20 protein-coding genes are annotated in these 20198 nt (G+C 73.0%); 14 read left to right on the plus strand and 6 right to left on the minus strand.

Annotation, left to right across the window (positions count from 1 at the left end):
- Positions 1-340 (minus strand): aldehyde dehydrogenase family protein (locus ACTHMF_RS03105; RefSeq protein ID WP_440316253.1); only part of this gene is annotated, 340 nt, incomplete at its 3' end.
- Positions 341-507: 167 nt separating this feature from the next.
- Positions 508-1005 carry a hypothetical protein gene (locus ACTHMF_RS03110; RefSeq protein WP_440316254.1) on the minus strand — a complete coding sequence of 166 codons (498 nt, stop codon included), beginning with the start codon at positions 1003-1005 and terminating at the stop codon, positions 508-510.
- Positions 1006-1189: 184 nt separating this feature from the next.
- Here ACTHMF_RS03110 and ACTHMF_RS03115 point away from each other — a divergent pair, with 184 nt between their 5' ends.
- The 9 genes from ACTHMF_RS03115 (at position 1190) to ACTHMF_RS03155 (ending at position 10249) form a co-directional block, all read left to right on the plus strand.
- Complete coding sequence (locus ACTHMF_RS03115; protein ID WP_440316255.1) at positions 1190-2155, plus strand: helix-turn-helix domain-containing protein; 966 nt, start codon at positions 1190-1192, stop codon at positions 2153-2155.
- Positions 2156-2308: 153 nt separating this feature from the next.
- Entirely contained in the window at positions 2309-3460 is a 1152-nt protein-coding gene (locus ACTHMF_RS03120) for a zinc-dependent alcohol dehydrogenase (RefSeq protein WP_440316256.1), read from the plus strand.
- Positions 3457-4218 (plus strand): SDR family NAD(P)-dependent oxidoreductase, encoded by a 762-nt coding sequence (locus ACTHMF_RS03125; RefSeq protein WP_440316257.1) that lies wholly within the window; start codon positions 3457-3459, stop codon positions 4216-4218. Before ACTHMF_RS03120 ends, ACTHMF_RS03125 begins: the two co-directional genes overlap by 4 nt.
- Positions 4219-4254: 36 nt before the next feature.
- On the plus strand, positions 4255-5046 hold the full coding sequence (locus ACTHMF_RS03130) for a MoaF C-terminal domain-containing protein (protein WP_440316258.1): 792 nt from the start codon (positions 4255-4257) through the stop codon (positions 5044-5046).
- Between the two features lie 14 nt (positions 5047-5060).
- Positions 5061-5450 carry a nuclear transport factor 2 family protein gene (locus ACTHMF_RS03135; protein ID WP_314148937.1) on the plus strand — a complete coding sequence of 130 codons (390 nt, stop codon included), beginning with the start codon at positions 5061-5063 and terminating at the stop codon, positions 5448-5450.
- Between the two features lie 225 nt (positions 5451-5675).
- Positions 5676-6863 carry an ABC transporter substrate-binding protein gene (locus tag ACTHMF_RS03140; RefSeq protein WP_440316259.1) on the plus strand — a complete coding sequence of 396 codons (1188 nt, stop codon included), beginning with the start codon at positions 5676-5678 and terminating at the stop codon, positions 6861-6863.
- A gap of 101 nt (positions 6864-6964) precedes the next feature.
- Complete coding sequence (locus ACTHMF_RS03145; RefSeq protein ID WP_314148935.1) at positions 6965-7825, plus strand: branched-chain amino acid ABC transporter permease; 861 nt, start codon at positions 6965-6967, stop codon at positions 7823-7825.
- Positions 7812-9560: a branched-chain amino acid ABC transporter ATP-binding protein/permease gene (locus ACTHMF_RS03150; RefSeq protein ID WP_440316260.1), complete on the plus strand. Its 1749-nt coding sequence runs from the start codon at positions 7812-7814 to the stop codon at positions 9558-9560. The genes ACTHMF_RS03145 and ACTHMF_RS03150 overlap by 14 nt, the downstream gene beginning before the upstream one ends.
- The gene (locus ACTHMF_RS03155; protein ID WP_314148933.1) at positions 9557-10249 is read left to right on the plus strand and encodes an ABC transporter ATP-binding protein; all 693 of its coding nucleotides are present in this window, start codon (positions 9557-9559) and stop codon (positions 10247-10249) included. Before ACTHMF_RS03150 ends, ACTHMF_RS03155 begins: the two co-directional genes overlap by 4 nt.
- A gap of 95 nt (positions 10250-10344) precedes the next feature.
- Here ACTHMF_RS03155 and ACTHMF_RS03160 read toward each other — a convergent pair whose 3' ends face one another.
- Positions 10345-11124: an SDR family NAD(P)-dependent oxidoreductase gene (locus tag ACTHMF_RS03160; protein WP_440316261.1), complete on the minus strand. Its 780-nt coding sequence runs from the start codon at positions 11122-11124 to the stop codon at positions 10345-10347.
- Between the two features lie 11 nt (positions 11125-11135).
- Complete coding sequence (locus ACTHMF_RS03165; RefSeq protein WP_440316262.1) at positions 11136-11858, minus strand: SDR family NAD(P)-dependent oxidoreductase; 723 nt, start codon at positions 11856-11858, stop codon at positions 11136-11138.
- Positions 11859-12033: 175 nt separating this feature from the next.
- On the opposite strand from ACTHMF_RS03165, the gene ACTHMF_RS03170 reads away from it, so the two are divergent.
- From ACTHMF_RS03170 to ACTHMF_RS03185, 4 genes are all read left to right on the plus strand, one after another.
- Positions 12034-14016 carry a primary-amine oxidase gene (locus ACTHMF_RS03170; RefSeq protein WP_440316263.1) on the plus strand — a complete coding sequence of 661 codons (1983 nt, stop codon included), beginning with the start codon at positions 12034-12036 and terminating at the stop codon, positions 14014-14016.
- 46 nt (positions 14017-14062) lie between these two features.
- Positions 14063-14887: a molybdenum cofactor biosynthesis F family protein gene (locus ACTHMF_RS03175; RefSeq protein ID WP_440316264.1), complete on the plus strand. Its 825-nt coding sequence runs from the start codon at positions 14063-14065 to the stop codon at positions 14885-14887.
- A gap of 2 nt (positions 14888-14889) precedes the next feature.
- Positions 14890-16542 (plus strand): amidohydrolase, encoded by a 1653-nt coding sequence (locus ACTHMF_RS03180; RefSeq protein ID WP_440316265.1) that lies wholly within the window; start codon positions 14890-14892, stop codon positions 16540-16542.
- 79 nt (positions 16543-16621) lie between these two features.
- Positions 16622-17215, plus strand: coding sequence for a TetR/AcrR family transcriptional regulator (locus ACTHMF_RS03185; protein ID WP_314148927.1), 594 nt, complete (start codon positions 16622-16624; stop codon positions 17213-17215).
- 24 nt (positions 17216-17239) lie between these two features.
- Here the strand turns inward: ACTHMF_RS03185 and ACTHMF_RS03190 are convergent, their stop codons facing one another.
- Both ACTHMF_RS03190 and ACTHMF_RS03195 read right to left on the minus strand, forming a co-directional pair.
- Positions 17240-18127, minus strand: coding sequence for an MBL fold metallo-hydrolase (locus tag ACTHMF_RS03190; protein WP_440316266.1), 888 nt, complete (start codon positions 18125-18127; stop codon positions 17240-17242).
- A gap of 55 nt (positions 18128-18182) precedes the next feature.
- Positions 18183-19175 carry a methyltransferase family protein gene (locus tag ACTHMF_RS03195; RefSeq protein ID WP_440316267.1) on the minus strand — a complete coding sequence of 331 codons (993 nt, stop codon included), beginning with the start codon at positions 19173-19175 and terminating at the stop codon, positions 18183-18185.
- Positions 19176-19324: 149 nt separating this feature from the next.
- On the opposite strand from ACTHMF_RS03195, the gene ACTHMF_RS03200 reads away from it, so the two are divergent.
- On the plus strand, positions 19325-20065 hold the full coding sequence (locus ACTHMF_RS03200) for an alpha/beta fold hydrolase (protein ID WP_440316268.1): 741 nt from the start codon (positions 19325-19327) through the stop codon (positions 20063-20065).
- Positions 20066-20198: the final 133 nt, after the last annotated feature.

A 20198-nucleotide genomic window follows, 5' to 3' on the forward strand; every position in this document is an offset into this window, starting at 1 on the left:
CCTCCGCCAGCGGCTTGCCCATCTCCAACGTCATCAGCAACGCGAACTCGTCCCGCCGCTCCTGCAGCAGATCGAACGCCCTCCGCAGAATCTCCCCCCGCACCCGCGGCGCCGTCGCCGCCCACTCCTCCTGCACCGCCATCGCCGCATCCAGAGCACGCACACCATCCTCCGGCGACGCATCCGCGATCTCCACGAGCGTGCCGCCGGTCGCGGGGTCGGTGACAGGGAAGGTACGGCCGGTCGATCCCGGCTGCCAGGATCCGCCTATGTAGAGGCCGGTGGGGACGGCTCCCAGCAGGTCGCGGGCGGCGGGGAGGTCGTGCGCGGGTGCGCTCATCGGCGTGCTCCTTCTGTCGGGGGTGCGGGCCTGCGGCCCGGCGACGCGGGGGCCCGGTGCGACGATAACCCGGGGTCGCGGCGGCCGCGGCGGTCGCCGGGGCGATCGCGCGCGACGGGGCTAGCGGCCTGCGTCCACGGTCAAGGCCGGTGGCCTGTCCCGTCGGCTCACGCGGCGGCGCCCAGCAGCATCCACGCGGCCATGACCCCCATCGCGGCGGCCGAGACGAGCGGGAGCAGCCCGCGACGGAGCCCGAACACGCGCGCGTCGGATGCGGCGCACAGCACGCAGGCCAGCGCGAGCGCGGCGACGGCGGCGGCGAGGGCGGGCTCCAGCCAGCCGCCGGCCGCGTGGGCGTGGACGGGCGCGGCGCCGGCCGCCGCGGGCGGGGCGCCGTGCAGGACGTGCAGGACCATCATCAGCGCCATGCCCGCCGGCTCGACCGCCCGGCGAGCGGTGCCGCCGGCACGTCCGCGGGCGGCGGCGGCCGCGGCGACGCCGAACAGCAGCAGCGCCCAGAGCGGCGCCGGCAACCGCGTCCCGCCGGGGAGCAGCATGTCGGCAGTGGCGGCGAGGGAGAGCAGCGGAAGCAGGAGGGGTGGGGCGGCCCGCGGCGCGGCGACCGGCCGCGACGGTGCGGCGGCGTGCTGCGGTGCGATGGTCATCACCCGACGCTACGGGTGCGGGCGCGCGACCGGTTGGCGTCCCGGGCACGGCCCTTGTCGGCGGGTGCACACGGCAGGGGAAGTCCCCCGTCCGGTCTACTGCCGGCGGGCCGGGGCGGGATGATACGATCTGTATCACGGATCGTATACAACGTCGTCCCCGGTCCCGAGTGAGGTGAAACCCGTGCTCAGCATCCCCCAGCAGACCCGCGGTCACGACCGCGTCACCACCAGCATCGCCCGCACCTTCAGCGAGTTCCGCACCGCGGTCTCGGAGTCCTTCGTGCCCCTGCACGTCACGAGCGAGCGTCCCGACCCGTTCTGGGGCCGCATCCGGTCGGCCTCCGCCGACGAGGTGCACGTCTCCGAGGTGAGCGCGTCGGAGCACGTGGTGGAGCGGACGCCCGAGCTGATCGCGCGCGCCGACCGGCACTACTTCAAGCTGAGCCTGATGCTCTCCGGCACCGGCATCCTCATCCAGGACAACAGGGAGGCGCTGCTGCAGCCGGGCGACCTCGCCGTCTACGACACGCACCGGCCGTACTCGCTGGTCTTCGACGACGACTTCCGGACGATGGTCGTGATGTTCCCGAAGCACCTGATCGACCTGCCGCCGGACGTGGTCTCGCAGCTGACCGCCGTGCGGATGAACGGCCGGCAGGGCGTCGGCGGGATCATCGTGCCGTTCCTGGCGCAGCTCGTCGGCAACCTCGACCAGCTCTCCGGTCCCACCGGGGCCCGGCTCGCGCACAGCGCGCTCGACCTGGTGACCACGATGTTCGCCAACGAGCTCGACGTGACCCGCGGGCCGGTCGACCCGCACCACCAGCTCATGCAGCGCATCCGGGCGTACATCGACGCGAACCTCGCCTCGACGGACCTCGGGCCCGGCCAGATCGCCGCAGCGCACTTCATCTCCACGCGGCACCTGCACGGGCTGTTCCGCGAGCAGGGCACCACCGTGTCGTCGTGGATCCGCTCCCGCCGCCTGGAGCGCTGCCGCCGCGACCTGCTCAACCCGCTCTACGGCGACCGGCCCGTCGCCGCGATCGCCGCGCGCTGGGGCTTCGTGGATGCGGCGCACTTCAGCCGCGTGTTCAAGGCCGCCTACGCCGAGTCCCCCTCCGAGCTGCGCTCCGCCGGCCGCTGACGCCGCGCCCCCGCCGTCGCGTTGCGGGCTTGCGCGGGAGGGAAGGGCGCTTGTCGGTGCGCGTAGCGTTCCGGCTCCGTCGTTGAGCGCCGCCGCGGCGCGGCCAAGGATGGAGGCGCCCGCGCACCGCTGCCCGGGCGGAACGGAGACGCGATGGGCTTCCAGACGGCCACGAGCGCAGCACAGAGCGGCAGCCTCCCGTCGACCTCCCGGCAGGTCGTCTTCCCGGAGCGGGGCGCGATCGAGACGGCGAGCATCCCGCTGCCCGCCCCCGGCGACGACGACCTGGTGCTGCGCGTCGCGCTCGTCGGGATCTGCGCGACCGACCTGCACCTGCTGGCCGGGCACATCGGCGACCCGTTCCCGCTCGTGCCAGGGCACGAGTTCGTCGGCGAGGTCGCGGCGATCGGTGCGGGCGCGGCGCGACGGCGCGGGCTGGCCGTCGGCGATCGCGTCGCCGTCGAGATGCTGCTGCCGTGCGGGGGCTGCGCGCGCTGCCGCGAAGGCCGGTACAACCTGTGCGAGGCCGACGACATGGCGACCGGGCTCCCGCGCGGGCGGCAGCTCGGCGTGAATATCCCGCGCACCGTCGAGCCGGGACTGTGGGGCGGCTACGCGCAGCACCTCTGGGTACCGCACGAGGCGATCGTGCACCGCCTGCCCACTGACCTGCCGTGGGAGCGCGCCGTGCTCGTCGAACCGCTCGCCGTCGCCTGCCGGGCGCTCGCCCGCGCGCGGCTGGAGCCGGGCGAGAGCGTCGTGGTGATCGGGCCGGGCCCGGTCGGGATCCTGGCCGCCGCGGCCGCGCGCTCGGCCGGAGCCGGTCGGGTGGTGGTGGTCGGCACCAGGCAGAGCCGGCTGCGGCTCGCCGAGCGCTTCGGAGCGGACGCGACCGTCGACGCACGCGGCGACGATCCGGAGGCCGCGGTCCGGGAGGCGCTCGGCGGCCGGCTCGCGGACGTGGTGGTCGAGATCGCCGGCGCGACGGCGGCCCAGCAGCAGGCGGTCCGCCTGGTGCGGCGCGGCGGACGCGTCGTGCTCGCCGGCGCGTGCGGGGCGGGCGCTCCGGTGTCGTTCCTCGCCGACGAGGAGCTGCTGACCCGCGAGATCGACCTGCTGCCCTCCTTCCTCTCCGCCGGCGGCTTCGGGCCGGCGATCCGGCTGCTGGAGCGCGGCGAGCATCCCTTCGCGGAGCTGGTCACGCACACCGTGGGCCTGGACGGCGTCGCCGACGCCTACGCGCTCATCGAGAGCCGCGCGGACGATGTGCTGAAGGCGGTCGTCGACCCGTGGGCGGCGGCATGAGCGGGGCGGCGGGCGGCCGGGCGTCCGGCGGCCACGCGGCCGGCCGGTTCGAAGGCAGGGTCGCCGCCGTGACGGGCACCACCAGCGGCATCGGCCGCGGCATCGCCTCGCGGCTCGCCGCCGAGGGCGCCCTCGTCTTCGGGCTCGACCTGGAACCGGGCGGCGTCGGCGAGCACATCCCGTGCGATGTCGCCGACGCGGCGTCCGTCGCCAGGGCCGCCGCCGAGCTGCTCGCCCTCAGCGGCGGCCGCATCCACCACGTCGTCGCCAACGCGGGCATCCGAGGCGCCGACGTCCCCGCCGAAGAGCTGGCGGTGTCCGACTTCGACGCGGTGATCGCAGTGAACCTGCGCGGCGTCTTCCTGACGCTGCAGGCGTTCGCCCCGGCGATGCTGGCCGCGGGCTCCGGCAGCATGGTCGCGGTCGCCTCGATGTCCGGCAACCGCGTCGTCAACGTGCCGCAGCGCACCGTCGCCTACAACACCGCCAAGGCCGGGGTGACCGCGCTGGTGCGCACGCTCGCCGTCGAGTGGGGCGGGCGCGGCGTCCGGGTGAACACCGTCTCGCCCGGCTACGTCGCCACGCCGTTCCTGGAGGCCGACGCGTCGCTGCACCCACAGTGGCTGCCGCAGACCGTGCCCGGCCGCTTCGCCTCGATCGAGGAGGTCGCGGCGGGGACGCTGTACCTGCTCTCCGACGAGGCCGGCTACTGCCACGGGACCGACCTGCTCATCGACGGCGGCTACTCGCTGCGCTGAGCCGAAGCACCGAACGCACCGAACGAAAGGACCGAGATGACCGACACCAGCACCGACCGGACGACGACCGACCCCGCCGTCGACGAATGGCGCACCTACGACGAGTTCGCCGCAGGGATCGACACCTACCGGCTGCCGAACACCGACCTCGACGGCACCCGGCTGACGCTCACGCTGGACGACGGCTCCATCCTGCGGCTCGCCTTCGACGCGAACGAGGTGGAGGTGGACGGCGTGCGCGACCCGTACGACGCCGTCGCGGTCCGCGAGGACGTGATCTTCGTGAACCTGCCGCTGACCAGCCGCGAGCGCGAGGCGACCACCATCGTGTACTCGACCACCAGCCACCGCGCGCTCGTCGCCGTCTCGCGCATCGCCGAGGAGGAGGTCGAGGGCGAGCCGCGCGTGAAGCAGGAGTTCCACGCCGCGGTGACCGACGGCGGCGAGCCGACCGGCGAGGCGCCCGCGCCCTCCCGCGACCTGATCGGCAAGCGCAACGTGTACCGCTACAGCCCGCAGCACCTCTACGAGCACGTCTACGTCTCCAGCCAGCGCTACGCCTGGCAGTGCCTGGAGGGCGTGCAGCGCGGCCACGGCGACATGGACCTCTCCACGGTGTGGAAGTTCCAGGACGGGCTGTACCTGTTCTGCTTCCGCGAGTTCCGGATCGCCGTCGCGAGCGTCTGGCTGCACGACCTCGGCTATGCGCTGCGCACGACCGGCATCTTCCTCGGTCTGAACGGCGCCGGCGAGTCCGAGCACTCGCGCGCCGGCGGCCACATCTACCCGCTGGGCGCGGTGGCCTACCCCGACGCCCAGCCCGTCTGAGAGGAGCGGCGAGGATGCCGAGCAACTATGAGATCATCCGGGCGCACTACGCCGCGAGCGACCGCGGCGACCTCGAGGGGATGCTGGCGCCGCTCGCGCCGGACGCGCGCTGGACGGAGATGGCCGGCTTCCCGTACGGGGGGACGTACATCGGCCCGGACGAGGTGCGCCGCGGCGTCTTCGAGCGGATCGCCGCGGACTGGGACGGCTACACGGCCGCGATCACCGAGCTGGTCGACGGCGGGGACACCATCGTCGGCCTCGGAACCTACAGCGGCACGCACAAGGCGTCGGGGCGCTTCTTCGAGGCCCGCGTCGCGCACGTCTGGCGGCTGCGCGACGGCCGCGTCGTCGCCTTCGAGCAGTTCACCGACACTGCCCGCGTCGCCGACGCACTCGCCTGATCCCCAGCCCACCCCTCGAGTACGCAGAAAGTACCCCCGAAACGGCCGAGTACGCAGATTCTCTGCGTACTCGGTGGGGTGGGGCGGGGGTGCGAGGGGGCTGAGCGCGGGGGGACAACAAGGGTGCGGCGACAGTCAACATCCGGCGACGGTCGCGGACCTAGCGTCGGATCACCGATTCCACGACGCAGTGGTCGTGGCGGTACCCGAGAGGCAGGGAAGCGCATGAGGAAACACGTGTTCTACGCCGCCGCGGCGCTCGCGGCATCCGCAGCACTCGTGCTGAGCGGCTGTTCCGGCGGGGGCGGTGGCGACGGGAAGTCGCCCATCGTCGTCGGCTCCGTCAACACCAAGAGCGGCGCGGCGACGTTCCCGGAGGCGTCCCTCGCGGCCGCCGCCGTCTTCGCCGACCAGAACGCCAAGGGCGGCATCAACGGCCACAAGATCGACTACAAGGCCCTCGACGACAAGGGCGACCCGGCGACCGCCTCCGCGAACGCCCGCGAACTGGTCGGCAGCGACGAGGCCGTCGCGATGGTCGGCTCCGCGAGCCTGATCGAGTGCGAGATCAACGCCAAGTACTACGAGCAGCAGAAGATCCTCTCGATGCCGGGCGTCGGCGTCGACACCGGCTGCTTCGACAGCGCCAACATCTCCCCCGCGAATGTCGGCCCGTTCAACGACATGACGCTGACCCTGTACTGGGGCTCGGAGGTCGCCAAGCTCGACAACATCTGCGTGCTCCTAGAGATCGCGGGGAGCACCCGCCCGGCCTACCAGAAGGCCATCGACACCTGGACCGAGATCACCGGCAAGAAGCCGCTCTACGTCGACGACACCGTCCCGTACGGCGCCAGCGACTACACGCCGTACATCGTGAAGGCCAAGGACGCCGGCTGCAAGGCGCTCGCGATCAACCCGGTGGAGCCGGACGCGATCGCGCAGGTCAAGGCCGCGAACGCGCAGGGCTGGAAGGACGTCACCTGGCTCTACCTGACCAGCGTCTACTCCGACAACTTCGCCAAGGCGGTCAGCGACTCCGGCGCCGGCATCTACGTGCCTGCCGAGTTCTACCCGTTCACCGACGCGGCCAGCGACATCAACAAGGACTGGCGCGACCTGATGACCAAGAACGACATCCCGCTGACCTCGTTCTCGCAGGGCGGCTACCTGGCCGCGAAGTACTTCATCCAGGTCGTGGAGGGCATCACGGGCGACATCACCCGTGAGTCCGTCACGAAGGCGCTGCACGAGATGAAGCCGATCACGAACCCGATGGTCGGAACGCCCTACGAGTTCGGGACGGCGAAGAAGCACGACGGCAACACCGCCGGCTGGCCGATCAAGCTCATGAGCGGCACGAACAAGTGGGAGCTCAACGGGGACGACTGGATCACCATCCCCACGAAGTAGCCCCACCGCGAGACGGGATGCGCGGCCGGCGGAAGCTGCTGCCGCCTGCCGCGCATCCTCACCTCGCCACGAACTCCCGACCCCCTGAAAGGAGCAGCCCCATGCTGCAGGGCGCTCTCGCCGGCCTCGCCGCCGGCGGTCTGTACGCCGTTCTCGCGGTGTGCCTCACCCTGATGAGCCGGCTGGTGCGCGTCGTCAACTTCGCGCAGGCGGCCACCGGCATGTTCGGCGGCTTCGTCGCCGTGTGGCTGGTCAGCCACGCCGGCTGGCCGATCTGGCTCGGCTCGATCGCCGGCGTGCTGCTCGGCGGCGCGCTGAGCGCGCTGATCGGGTTGATCATCGCGACCTGGCTCGCGGAGGCCGACACGACCACCCGGTCGGCCGTCACGGTCGGCCCGCTGCTGCTGCTGATCTCGCTGTCGTTCATCCTGTTCGGCAACAAGCCGCAGCCGTTCAGCCCGATCATCGCCGGTCCGGCCTTCACCGTCGGCGGTGTCGTGATCGCGCAGGTGACCGTCGCGACGGTGACGCTCGCGATCGTCGTCGCCGTGGCCTGCAAGCTGGTCCTCGCCCGCACCTCCGTCGGCACGAAGCTGCGGGCGCTCTCCGAGCGACCGACGACCGCCGAGCTGATCGGCATCCCCTCCAAGCCGCTCAGCGTCGCCGTCTGGGCGGTGACCGGATTGATCTCGGCGCTGGTGATCATCATCGTGGCGCCGTCGCAGTCCAACGATGCGACCAGCCTGTCCATGCTCATCGTCCCCGCCTCCGCAGCGGCCCTGCTCGGCGCGTTCCGCCGGCTGGACCTGGCGGTCGTCGGCGGCCTGGTGCTCGGCCTGCTGAGCGGCCTGGTGGCGCAGATCGACCAGGTGTCGTTCATCCGCAACTTCCTGCCGTTCCTCTTCATCGTCGGATTCCTGCTGTGGATGCAGCGCAAGGAGGTGTGGGATGCGGCGCGCTAGCTCCTCCCCCGCGTTCAGGATCGCCCTGCCGTTCGTCGTCGGCGCCGTCGCCCTCGGCATCGGCTACCTGCTGAGCGTCGGCCTGTCCGGGTACTTCGTGTTCCTCGCCGTGAGCGCGGTGGTCGCCGCGATCGCCATCCTGGGGCTCGGCATCGTGACCGGCAGCGCCGGGATGATCGCGCTCTGCCAGCTGACCTTCGCCGCCGTCGGCGCGTGGATCGTGTCGCTGCTGAACGTGCTCGACGCACCGGGCGGCTTCGTCCTGTGGCTGATCCTCGGCGGGATCGCCGCGGGCGTCGTCGGCATTCTCGTCGGCCTGCCCGCGCTCCGGCTGCGCGGCGTGAACCTCGCGGTCGTGACGCTCGGCTTCGCCGCGGCGGCCGACGTGACGCTCGTGCAGATCCAGTTCCCCGGGTCGACGGACGGGATCCCGGTGCTGCGGCCGGACGCGTTCAGCGACGACCGCTCCTACTTCTTCTTCAGCGTCCTGGTGCTGGTGGTGTGCGGCGTGGCCGTGTACTTCCTGCAGGGCGGCCGCTGGGGGTCGAGCTGGAAGTCGGTGGCGTTCTCCGAGCGCGGCACCGCCTCGGTGGGCGCGAGCGTGCGCGGTGCGAAGCTGACCGCGTTCGCCGTGAGCGCCACCCTCGCCGGCATCAGCGGCGGCCTCATCGCCGGTCAGGTCGGGCTGCCGTTCGCGAGCTCGTTCACACCCATCCAGTCGCTCGCACTGTACGTGCTGGCGATCATGTCCGGCGCGTACCTGATTGACATGGCGGTGTTCGGCGGCATCCTCTGGGTGGCCGTTCCCGAGCTGCTGAAGCGCTGGGGGATCCCTCAGGACTGGGGCTTCGTGATCTTCGGCGTGCTCGGCGTTCAGGCACTCGCCAGCGGCTCGAACCTCGGCCAGAGCATCCGCAACGCGTGGTGGAAGCGGCAGGCGCGGCTCACGCCGCCGCGCCCGATCGTGCCGCTCGACGCGGCGCCGGAGGCGGCACCCGCGGCATCGCCCGCGGCCCAGGCCCCCGGCGCTCCCGTGCTCGTGGTCGAGGACCTCGGCGTCGCGTTCGGCCAGGTGAAAGCGCTCGACGGCGTCAGCCTGGTCGTGCGCGAGCGGAGCATCGTCGGGCTGATCGGGCCGAACGGCGCGGGCAAGTCGACGTTCACGGACGCGGTCACCGGGTTTCTCCCGCAGCACACCGGCCGGATCAGCCTGGACGGCCGCCCGCTCGACGGGCTGTCGCCGACGAAGCGCGCCCGGCTCGGCCTCCGGCGCACCTTCCAGCAGGACCGCGTGCCTCCGACGCTCACGGTGGAGGCGTACGTGCGGTTCGTCGCCCGGCGCAGGATCGGCGCGGACGAGCTGGAGGAGGCGCTCGCGTTCTTCGGTTGCCCGCCGGCCCGCACCCGGCTGCAGAGCGTCGACGTCGGCACCCGCAGGCTCGTGGAGGTGGCGGCGAACGTGCTCTCGCGCCCGCGCGTCCTGATCCTGGACGAGCCGGCGGCCGGCCTCTCGCACGAGGAGCACGTGGAGCTCGGCGCACGGCTGCTGCAGGCGCCTGCGCGGTTCGGGATGTCGATCGTGCTGATCGAGCACGACCTCGACCTGGTCCGCTCGGTCTGCGGCGAGATCACCGTGCTCGACTTCGGGCAGGTGCTCGCGACCGGCCCGCAGGAGACGGTGCTCGCCGATCCCGCCGTCGTGAAGGCCTACATGGGTGAAACGGAGATGCTGTGAACGCGCTCGTCCTCGAATCCGTCACGGTCAGCCGTGGGGCCGGCCCGGTCATCAGCGACGTGAGCCTGTCGGTGCAGCCCGGGCGGATCACCGCGCTGGTCGGGCCGAACGGCGCCGGCAAGACCAGCCTGCTGGAGTCCGTCTCCGGGATCATCGCCCCGAGCGGCGGCACGATCACCGTGGACGGCGCCTCGCTCGCCACGCTCTCGCGCGTGCAGCGCGCCCGGCGCGGCATCGTGCACATCGAGCAGGGCAGGGCGGTGTTCCCGTCGCTGACCGTCGCCGAGAACATCCGGCTCACCGCGGGCAGCGCGGAGGGGGTGGAGGCGGCGCTCGCGCGCTTCCCGGAGCTCGAGAAGCGGCGCAGCAGCGCCGCGGGCCTGCTCTCCGGCGGCGAGCAGCAGATGGTGGTGCTCGCGCGCGCGTTCGCGTCGCGCCCGCGCTTCCTGCTGATCGACGAGATGTCGCTCGGGCTCGCTCCGGTGGTGTTCATGCGGCTGCTGCCGATGATCCAGCAGTTCGCGGAGTCGGGCGTCGGCGTGCTGCTGGTCGAGCAGTTCACGCACCTGGCCCTGTCGGTGGCGACGGACGCGCTCGTGGTCTCCTCCGGCCGGGTGACCTACGAGGGCGCAGCGGCCGACCTCGCGGCCTCGCCCGACATCCTGCACGCCGCGTACCTCGGCTCCTGACCCGGCCCGCCCGGCTCCTCCCCAGCCGCCGGGCACAGGAAAAACGCTCCGAATCCGGCTGGATCGGAGCGTTTTTCCTGTGCTCGGCGGCCTCGTCAGGCGAGGGCGGTGGTGGGGAGGTCGACGATGTGCGCTCCGCCGTCGACGACAAGTGTCGCCCCGGTCACGTAGGAGGCATCCGGGGAGGCGAGGAAGCGGATCACGGACGCGATCTCCTCCGGCTGGGCAGCGCGGCCGAGCGGGACGTCGCGCGAGACGATCGCGTAGCCCTCCTCGCGGGAGGCGAGCCCGGCCTCCCTGGCGAAGTCGTCCATCTCCTCGTCCGCCATCGGCGTCCGCACCCAGCCCGGGCACACCGCGTTCACGCGGACGCCGGAGCGGCCGTAGTCGCGGGCGAGGCTCCGCGTCAGCCCGAGCAGCGCGTGCTTGCCGACGGTGTACCCCGCGACGCCCGGGCCCGCGAACAGGCCGGCCAGCGAGGACACGACGACGATGCTGCCGTGCGACTCCGTCAGCGCGGGCAGGGCGGCGCGAGCGAGCACGAAGGCGGTGGAGACGTTGGTGCGGAACGAGAGGTCCCAGGCCTCGTCGGAGGTGCCGGCGACGGTGCCGAGGCCATGCCCTCCCGCATTGGCGACCAGCGCATCCACTCGGCCGAACCGGTCCAGGATGCGCACGAACGCCGCCTCCGTCTGCTCGCGGTCGCTGGTGTCGCACGCGAGCGCGAGGCCGCCAGTGTCCGCCGCGACGGCCGCCAGCGGCTCGATCCGCCGGCCGAGGACGACGACGTCGGCGCCCTCCGCCGCGAAGCGCCGGGCGGTCGCGGCTCCGATGCCGGTCCCACCCCCGGAGATGACGGCGACGGTGTTCTGCATGGTCTGTCCTTTCACGCCGGGAACGACGACCGGGCGAGGTAGCCGAAGTCGGAGACGAGTGCGTGGCCGTTGACGGCGCGGGAGACGGGCGAGGCGAGGTAGAGGACGTTCCGGGCGACGTCGTCCGCCGTCTGGACGGGGAACGGCGCCTCCGCGAAGCCGCCGTCGGCGACGCCGAGATCGGCACGCGCCATCGGGGTGTCCACGATGGAGGGGCACACGCAGTTCACGCGCACGCCGTCCTCCGCCAGGTCGACGGAGAGCGCACGGGTCAGCTGGAGCACGGCGCCCTTTGACGCGTTGTACGGCACCATCCCGGGCGCCGCGACGAAGCTCGAGTCGGAGGCGAGGAGAACGACGGCCGGAGCGTCCGAGGAGCGCAGGTGCCGCAGGGCGTGCTTCACCGTGAGGAACGCCCCGGTCGCGTTGACGGCGAGCACCGCGTTCCACTCGGCGAGCGAGATGTCCTCGATCCCGCGGCCGAACGGACCGGACACGCCGGCGCAGGCGACGACCACGTCCAGGCCGCCGAGAGCCGCCGCCGCAGCGTCGATGGCGGCGCGCACCTGATCCTCGTCCGTGAGGTCGGCGGGATGCGTGACCCCCGGCGCCGCCACGCGGTCGAGCCCGGCGACCCGCGCCCCCTCCGCCGCGAACGCCCGTGCGCAGGCCGCGCCGATGCCTGACGCCGCCCCGGTCACGAGAACGGCCCGGCCGTCGAGTGCGAGATCCATGCGTCCTCCATCGGTGCTTCCGGTAACGCTCCCCCAGCATTCGACCCCGCACCCGCGCGCCCGCGGAACCCGCCAGGGCCAGACGCGCGCTGCCGGTCAAGGACCTCGCGCGGCCGGTCAACCCGTCCCTGGCGCCCACGGGGATACTGAACGAAATCGAGAATCAAGGATCACCATGCACTCCCACAGCAGCAGCACCGTCAGCGCGCCGACCGCCGTCACGCATCCCCTCGACTCCCTCACCGCGGACGAGATCGCCGCCGGGCGTGCCGTGCTCGACGCCGCCGGCCTGATCGGCGCCTCCACCCGGTTCCCGAACGTGCTCCCCGTCGAGCCGTCGAAGGAGGCGGTCGCCGCCTTCCGGCCCGGCGACGCGATCGAGCGCCGCATCCTGTTCGTGATCCTGGACACCGCCACCGGCGAGTCCGCGGAGGCGATCGTCTCGGTGACGACGGACGAGGTCGTGGACTACCGCCCGCTCGGGACGGCGGAGACGCCGTACGGGCAGCCGCAGTACCTGCTGGAGGAGTACGAGCGCGCCGAGCAGATCGCGAAGGCGTCGCCCGAGTGGCAGGCCGCCATGACCAGGCGCGGCCTGGCCGACCGGATGGAGCTCGCGTTCTGCGCGCCGCTCGCCCCCGGCTTCTTCAACCGCGCGGACGAGGTCGGCCGCCGCGCCATCCGCAGCCTCACCTTCCTGCGCAACACCCCGGAGGACTCGCCGTGGTCGCACCCGGTCGAGGGCCTCATCGTGCACATCGACCTCACGCGCGGCGAGGTCATCCGCGTCGAGGACGAGGGCGACGTCCCCGTCCCGGAGCTGGACGGCAACTACGACGCGGCCACCGTCGGGCCCGCCCGCACCAGCCTCAAGCCGATCGAGATCAGCCAGCCGGAGGGTCCCAGCTTCCACGTCGACGGCCAGGCCGTCGAGTGGGAGAACTGGTCGTTCCGGGTCGGCTTCAACGCCCGCGAGGGCCTGGTGCTGCACGAGGTCGGCTTCCGCGACGGCGACGAGGTGCGCCCCGTGCTCTCCCGCGCGTCCGTCCCGGAGATGGTGGTGCCGTACGGCGACATCACCCCGACCCGGTTCTGGATCAGCTACTTCGACGCCGGCGAGTACCTGCTCGGCAAGAACGCCAACCCGCTCGCGCTCGGCTGCGACTGCCTCGGCGTCATCCACTACTTCGACGGCGTCGTCGCCGACGACCACGGCAACCCGGTCACCATCCCGCAGGTGGTGTGCATGCACGAGGAGGACTACGGCATCCTCTGGAAGCACACCGACCTGCTCGGGAAGGCCGAGGTGCGCCGCTCGCGCCGGCTCGTGGTCTCCTACTTCTCCACCATCGGCAACTACGACTACGGCTTCTTCTGGTACTTCTACCTGGACGGCACGATCCAGGTGGAGGCGAAGGCCACCGGCATCGTGTTCGCGGGCGCCGGCGTCCCCGGCAGCACCGACCCGCACGCCACCGAGATCGCGCCCGGTTTGTTCGCGCCCGTGCACCAGCACCTGTTCTGCGCGCGCCTGGACGTGGCGATCGACGGCGACCGCAACTCGCTGGCCGAGGTGGACGTGACCGGCATCCCGATGGGGCCGGAGAACCCGTACGGCAACGCGTTCACCTGGACGACGACGCCGATCACCCGCGAATCCGAGTCGGGGCGCCTGGCGAACCCCGCCACCTCGCGGGTGTGGGAGATCACCAGCTCCTCGCGCAGGAACGCGGTCGGCAGGCCGACGGCGTTCCACCTCATCCCGCAGCCAGGGGCGACGCTGATGGCGCAACCGGAGTCGACCGTGTTCGGCCGGGCGACGTTCGCCACCAAGCACCTGTGGGCGACGCAGTACGACCCGGCGGAGCGGTTCCCCGCCGGCGACTACCCGAACGCGCACGCCGGCGGCGGCGGGCTGCCGGCCTGGACGGCGGCCGACCGCTCGCTGGTGGACGAGGACATCGTGCTCTGGCACGTGTTCGGCCCCACGCACATCCCGCGCCCGGAGGACTGGCCGATCATGCCCGTCGACTACTCCGGCTTCCTGTTCAAGCCCTACGGCTTCCTCGACCGCAACCCGGCGCTCGACCTGCCGGACGGCGCGGCGACGTCCTCCTCCTGCTGCGGCGGAGGGGACGGCTGCACCTGCGGCCACTGAGCCGACCCGCGAGACCACCCGCAACCGACACCGACGAAGGAGTCCCATGTCCATCACGCTCTCCGACACCTCCACCTGGCTCCCGCTGGACGGGCTCGCGCCCGGCTTCGACGCCAACAAGGCGCCGGCGACCGGCGACCTGGACGGCCGCACCGTGACCGTCGTCGACGGCCGAGGGACCCGCATCGTGCACCGCTTCGGCGCCGACCGCGTGGAGTGGGACTACCTGCCCGGCGACGGCGACCCGATCGAGGCGAGCTCCGGCTCGGACGCCTACGAGGCCTTCCTCGTCGACGACGGGCTCTACTTCGCCCAGTTCCACCACGAGCACAAGCCGGACGAGGCGGTCTCGCTCGTCCTCGACCTGACCAACGGCCGCGCGTTGTCGGTCATCCAGGCGATCGGCGGCGACCTCCCCGGCACCACCGCGGTCAGGCAGCTGTTCGTCCCCGGGCTGATCGAGGGCGTCGGGCCGGCCGGCGCCGAGCCCGCGCCGACCATCTCGCTGATCGGCCGCCGGGTGATGTGGGTGTACTCGTCGCAGCACGCGTACGAGCACGTCTACCTGAGCCCGAACTGGTACACCTGGCAGTGCCTCGCCGGCCCCGAGAAGGGCCTGGCGGACACCGACGAGAACTCGGTATGGCAGGTGCGTCCCGGCATCTACGTCTTCGCGTGGCGCGAGAAGGTCATCCCGTGCGCGTCGGTCACCATCGCCGACCACCGCGACCAGCGCAGCATCCGCTCGCACGGCGTGCTGTTCGGGCTGGACGAGAGCGGCGAGGTGCCGACGCACTTCACCTTCGGCGCCTACGGCCGGCTGCTCTCCAACACCGTGCACCCGGCCGCGTACGACCCGGCGGAGGCGTGAGCGTGGGCGGCGCCGCCGACCTCATCGTCACCGGGCGGATCTACACCGTCGACCGCACCCGGCCGTGGGCGGAGGCGATGGCGGTGCAGGACGGCCGGATCCTCGCCGTCGGCACCGCGGACGGGCTCGCCGCCTTCCGCGGCCCCGACACCGAGACCATCGACCTCGGCGACGCGTTCGTCATGCCGGGACTCGTGGACGTGCACAACCACCATGCGCACGCCGGCCGCGCCGAGCTGTTCGAGCTGACCTTCCCGAACACCGCCTCACTCGACGAGGTGCTGGAAGCGGTCCGCGCGTTCGCCGCCGGCCGCGGCGCCGACGAGTGGATCATCGGCAGCAGCTGGGGAACCGGCCTCCTGGACGAGCTGAGCCACGCGTCGGCGCGCCGCGCGCTGGACGCGGCCGCGGGCGGGCGTCCCGTGCTGCTGACCGACGACAGCCACCACAACCGCTGGGCGTCGAGCCGCGCGCTCGAACTCGCGGGCATCGACGCCGCCACTCCCGACCCCGACCGCGGGATCATCGTGCGCGACCCGCAGACCGGCGAGCCGAGCGGCGTGCTGCTGGAGGCGGCGGGCCTGCTCGTGGAGGAGGTCGCCGGTCCCGCGGTCGCGCTCACCGCGGAGCAGCAGCAGCAGGCGTCGCTGCGCGCCATCGAGATCGTGCACTCCTACGGCATCACCGCGTTCCAGGACGCGGCGATCTCGCTCGACCAGATGCGCGCGCTCAAGGCGCTCGACGACCGCGGCGAGCTGGACGCGTGGGTGGTCTCCTCGATGACGGTCAACGACCAGATCTTCGGATACGCGGAGCTGGGCGACGCCCTCATCGCGCACCGCGACGAGCTGACGGGCGAGCACCACCGGCCGGACTTCATCAAGATCTTCCTCGACGGCACTCCCCCGGCGCACTCCGGCGCGTTCCTGGAGCCGTACCTGCCTGCCGAGGGTTACGGCGACCACTTCCACGGCGAGACGACGATGCCGGCCGACGAGCTGCTCGGCTGGCTGCGGCGGACCGCCGCGCAGGGCATCTCGGCCAAGATCCACTGCTCGGGCGACGCCGCCGTTCGCATGGTGCTGGATGCGGTCGAGGCGGTGCGCGCGGACGGCCACACCGAGCCGATCTACCAGGTGGCGCACGGCCAGTTCATCGCGAAGGACGACCTGCCGCGGTTCGCGCGGCTCGGGGTGGTGGCGGACATCTCGCCGTTCCTGTGGTTCCCCGGCGTGATCGCCGACGCGCTCAGCACGGTCCGTCCCGCCGAGGAGGTGGCGGGGCTGCAGCCGAACCGGTCGCTGATCGACTCCGGCGCGCTCGTCGCCGGCGGGTCGGACTGGCCGGTGAGCGAGACGCCGAACGCCTGGGACGGAATCCAGGGCCTGGTCACCCGCGCCGACCCGAGCGGGCAGCGTCCCGGCGTGCTCGGGCCGGAGCAGTCGATCACCCTTCCGGAGGCGATCGAGGTCTTCACGATCAACGGCGCGACCGCGATGGGGCTCGGGGCGGTGACCGGATCGCTCGAGCCCGGCAAGTCGGCGGACTTCGTGGTGCTCGACCGGAACCCCTTCGAGATCCGGGTCACGGAGCTGGTGACGCTGCGGGCCGAGCGGACGTTCTTCGCGGGCCGGCCGGTGTACTCCCGCGGGTGACGGCGTTCGGCGGGTGCCGCCGGTCTTTCCCCTACACTTGTGGAGACTCCCGGGACGGCCGGGTGTCGAGGGGAGGACCATGCCCAAGGTGATCGACCACGACCAGCGGCGCTCGGACATCATCGACGTGACGTGGGGCCTGATCGTGAAGGGCGGCCTGGAGGCCGCGACGATGCGCGAGATCGCCGCGGAGGCGGGCTTCGCCAACGGCGCACTCAAGCACTACTTCCCGGGCAAGGACGAGATCATCCAGGGCACCTACGAGCGCGCCCTCGGCATGATGAGCTCTGGCGTCGACCAGTCCGTCGACGGCAAGCGGGGGCTGGAGGCGCTGCGCGCCATCGTCTACGCGTCCGCGCCGCTGACGCCCGAGTCGATCACCGCGGGCCGCGTGCTGATGAGCTTCTGGGAGCGCGCGCTCTCGAACGAGGACCTGCACGACTCCTACCGCGAGCACCTGCTCTCGTGGCGCTCGGGCCTCGCCACCTACATCGCGCAGGCGCGCGAGGCGGGCGAGATCGTCACCGACACCCCGGACGAGCAGCTGGTGGACGAGATCGTGCTCATGAACGCCGGCGCGAACATCATGTCGCTGCTCGCGCCGGACCTCTCCACCCCCGACCTGCTCCGCGCCCACCTCGACGCGTTCTTCACCCGCCTCACCACCCCCTGATCCCCGCCCATCCCTTCGCGGGGCTCAGCGGGCGCGGTGCTGGGCGGTCTGGCGCAGGGCGGAGAGCAGGGTGGAGCCGGAGAGGGCGTCCCAGCCGCCGGTCCAGGTGAGGGTGGCGGCCGTGTCCCAGACGGTGCCGCCTGCCTGCGCGGCGACCTCGTCCGCGCGGCGGCGGTGGTGGGCGGCGAGCACCGCGCAGCGCTCGCGCACGCCGGTGAACGGGTCCTCGTGGCCGGGCAGTGGGCGCAGCGCGCCATCGTCCAGGGCGGCGACCCGGTCGAGGGCGGCGAGGTAGTCGTCGATCGGGTTCGTCGCGGTCGGTCCGCCGAGGCCGAGGCCCGGATTCACCGTCGGGAGCACGTGGTCGCCCGTGAACAGGACGCCCGCCTCCTCGTCCAGCAGGCACAGGTGGCCCGGCGTGTGCCCCGGCGTCCACACGGCCCGCAGCCGACGACCCGGAACCGGCAGGTGCTCCCCGTCGGCGACGGTGGCGTCCGGGACGACGGGATCGGGACCGGCCGGGACGACCGCCGCCGCGAGCAGCTCTGGCCTGCGCTCGGCCGGCACGCCCCACGCGTCCAGGTCCGGCGCGGGGAGGCCGGCGGCGAGCGTCCGCAGCGCCTCCGCCTCGCGCTCGTGCACGAGCACTGGCGCCCGGGTGGCAGCGCGCAGCGCGGCGGCGCCGCCCGCGTGGTCGGCGTGCAGGTGGGTGAGGACGATGGACGCGACGCGGGCGCCGCGCAGGGCGGCGCGGAGGTCGTCCCGCGCGGCGCGCGTCGGCGAGCCCGGGTCCACGACGTGCACCGCGCCCTCCGCGTCCTCGATCAGGTACGCGTTGCTGAACGGCAGGCCGCCTCCCGGCATCGGGACGCGGACACGGCGCACGCCGGCGGCGACGGTGGCGGAGACCATCCCCTCACGCTAGCGCGCCGCCCGGCCGGACGGCGCCTCCGGGTGCGGGGGCGCGTCAGACCGCGCAGGCCACCAGGATGCGCGGGCTGCCCGGCAGGGCGACGGTCCCCTCCGCGCGCCAGCCGGCCTCGGCCAGCCACTCCCGCACGACGGACTCGGGGTACACCACCGTGCCGTCGATGTTGTAGTACTCGCCGGCGTGCAGCGCGTCGATCTTGCGCTGCTGCGGGTCGTCGTCGAGGAAGAAATCGAGCACGAGAAGCGTCGCGCCGTCGGCCGCCGCGGCACGCGCGTTGCGGAAGATCGCGCGGTTCTGCTCGTCGTCGAAGCGGTGGATGACGTGGTTGACGAGCACGAGGTCGTGCGCGCCTCCCGGCTCGGCGGTCGCGGTCTCCGCACCCTCCACGCTGGTGCGGCCGGCGAACCCGGCCTCGGCGACGGCCTGGCGCACCGGCTCCACCGACTGCGGGTCGAACACGAACCGCACGCGCAGCTCCGGGTTCGACTTCAGGCCCTCGATCGCGAACGCGGGGCTGAGGCCGCCGAGGTCGAGCGCGTCCCGGTACGGCGTGAAGTCGAACGAGCGGGCGAGCATGGCGGCGTGCAGCTCGTTGTAGCGCATGACGCCGGCCAGGAAGTCGCCCCAGCCCGCCTCGTCCAGCTCGAGCGTTCCGGGACGGTCGGTGTCGACGGTGCTGTCGTAGCCGAGCCACTGCGGGTAGCTGGTGGCGCCGAGGAAGGCGAGGAACGGAGCGAGGTCGAGCTCGGCGCGGTCGCCGGTGAGGTAGGCGGCGGCGTCCGCGGTCAGCGCGTAGCGGCCGTCGGTACGGGTCAGCAGTCCCTGGGCGGCCATGCTGTCCGCGAGGATGCGCGCCTGGCGCTCCGGGACGCCGGTCGCCGAGGCGATGCCCGCGGCGTCGAGCGGGCCGTCTGCGAGGGCGGCGAACAGTCCGACGCGGCTCGCGGCGAACAGCTGCTTCGCCCCCATGAAGCCGATCGCGATGTCGACGATGGCCTCCGGGCTGGCGGGGGTACGGGTTGTGGTCACTTCACAGCTCTTTCTGTCGGTGTCCGGCACGAATGGGGACGACTCTATCCATTCCGGCGTTTATTTTCTACTATCATAGAAAAACCCGCCGGGGCGGTCGAGCGCAGAGCCGCCCGTCTCGGCGGGACCCACCGAGCGAACGGACCGCGATGCCCACCACCACCCTTGCGACCCACTCCACGCGCGCCGCGGGCGGCGCCTCGGAACTGCCGCCGGTCGTCCTGCTGCACGGCTTCGCCGCCAGTGCCGAGGAGGACTTCGGCGCCACGGGATGGCCGGGCGCGTTCGCCGCGGCCGGCCGCGACGTCCACCTGATCGACCTGCCAGGCCACGGCGGTTCTGCGGCCGTCGACGGCGACGCGGCGCGCACGTCCGCGGTCGTCGCGGCGATCGCGGACGCCGTCGACGGGATCGCCGCGGGCGGGCAGGTGGACGTCGTCGGCTACTCGCTGGGCGCGCGCCTGGCGTGGGAGCTCGCGGCGATCGGCCGCGTCCGCCGCCTCGTGCTCGGCGGGCTGAGCCCGTTCGAGCCGTTCGCCGCGGTGGACGTGGCGGCCGTCGAACGGGCCGCCGCCGGCGAGGCCGCCGCCGACCCGCTGACCGCGATGATGGCCGGGATGGTGTCCGCACCCGGCCGGGACACCGCGTCCCTGCTCGCCCTCATGCGCGGCCTCGGCGCCGAGCCGTTCACGCCGGAGGCGCCGGGCGCATTCCTGCCCGCCGTGCCGACGCTCGTGGTCGCCGGCGCCGACGACGGCATGACCGCCGGCCTGGACGACCTCACCTCGCGCCTCCCCCACGCCCGGTACCTCACCGTCCCCGGCGACCACCGCGGCGCCCTCGACTCCCCCGCCTTCCGCGCCGCCGCCCTTGCCTTCCTCACCCCCTGACGGGGGGGGGCGCCCCGGGGTGGGGGGGGTTGGGGGGGGGGGGGCCCCCGGGTCGGGCGGGGGGGGGGGACGGGCCGGCGGGGGGGGGGGGGGGGGGGGGTGGCGCCGGGGGGGGGGGGGGGGGGGGGGGGGG

Source organism: Leifsonia sp. (genome assembly GCF_051955155.1).
GTDB lineage: Bacteria > Actinomycetota > Actinomycetes > Actinomycetales > Microbacteriaceae > Leifsonia.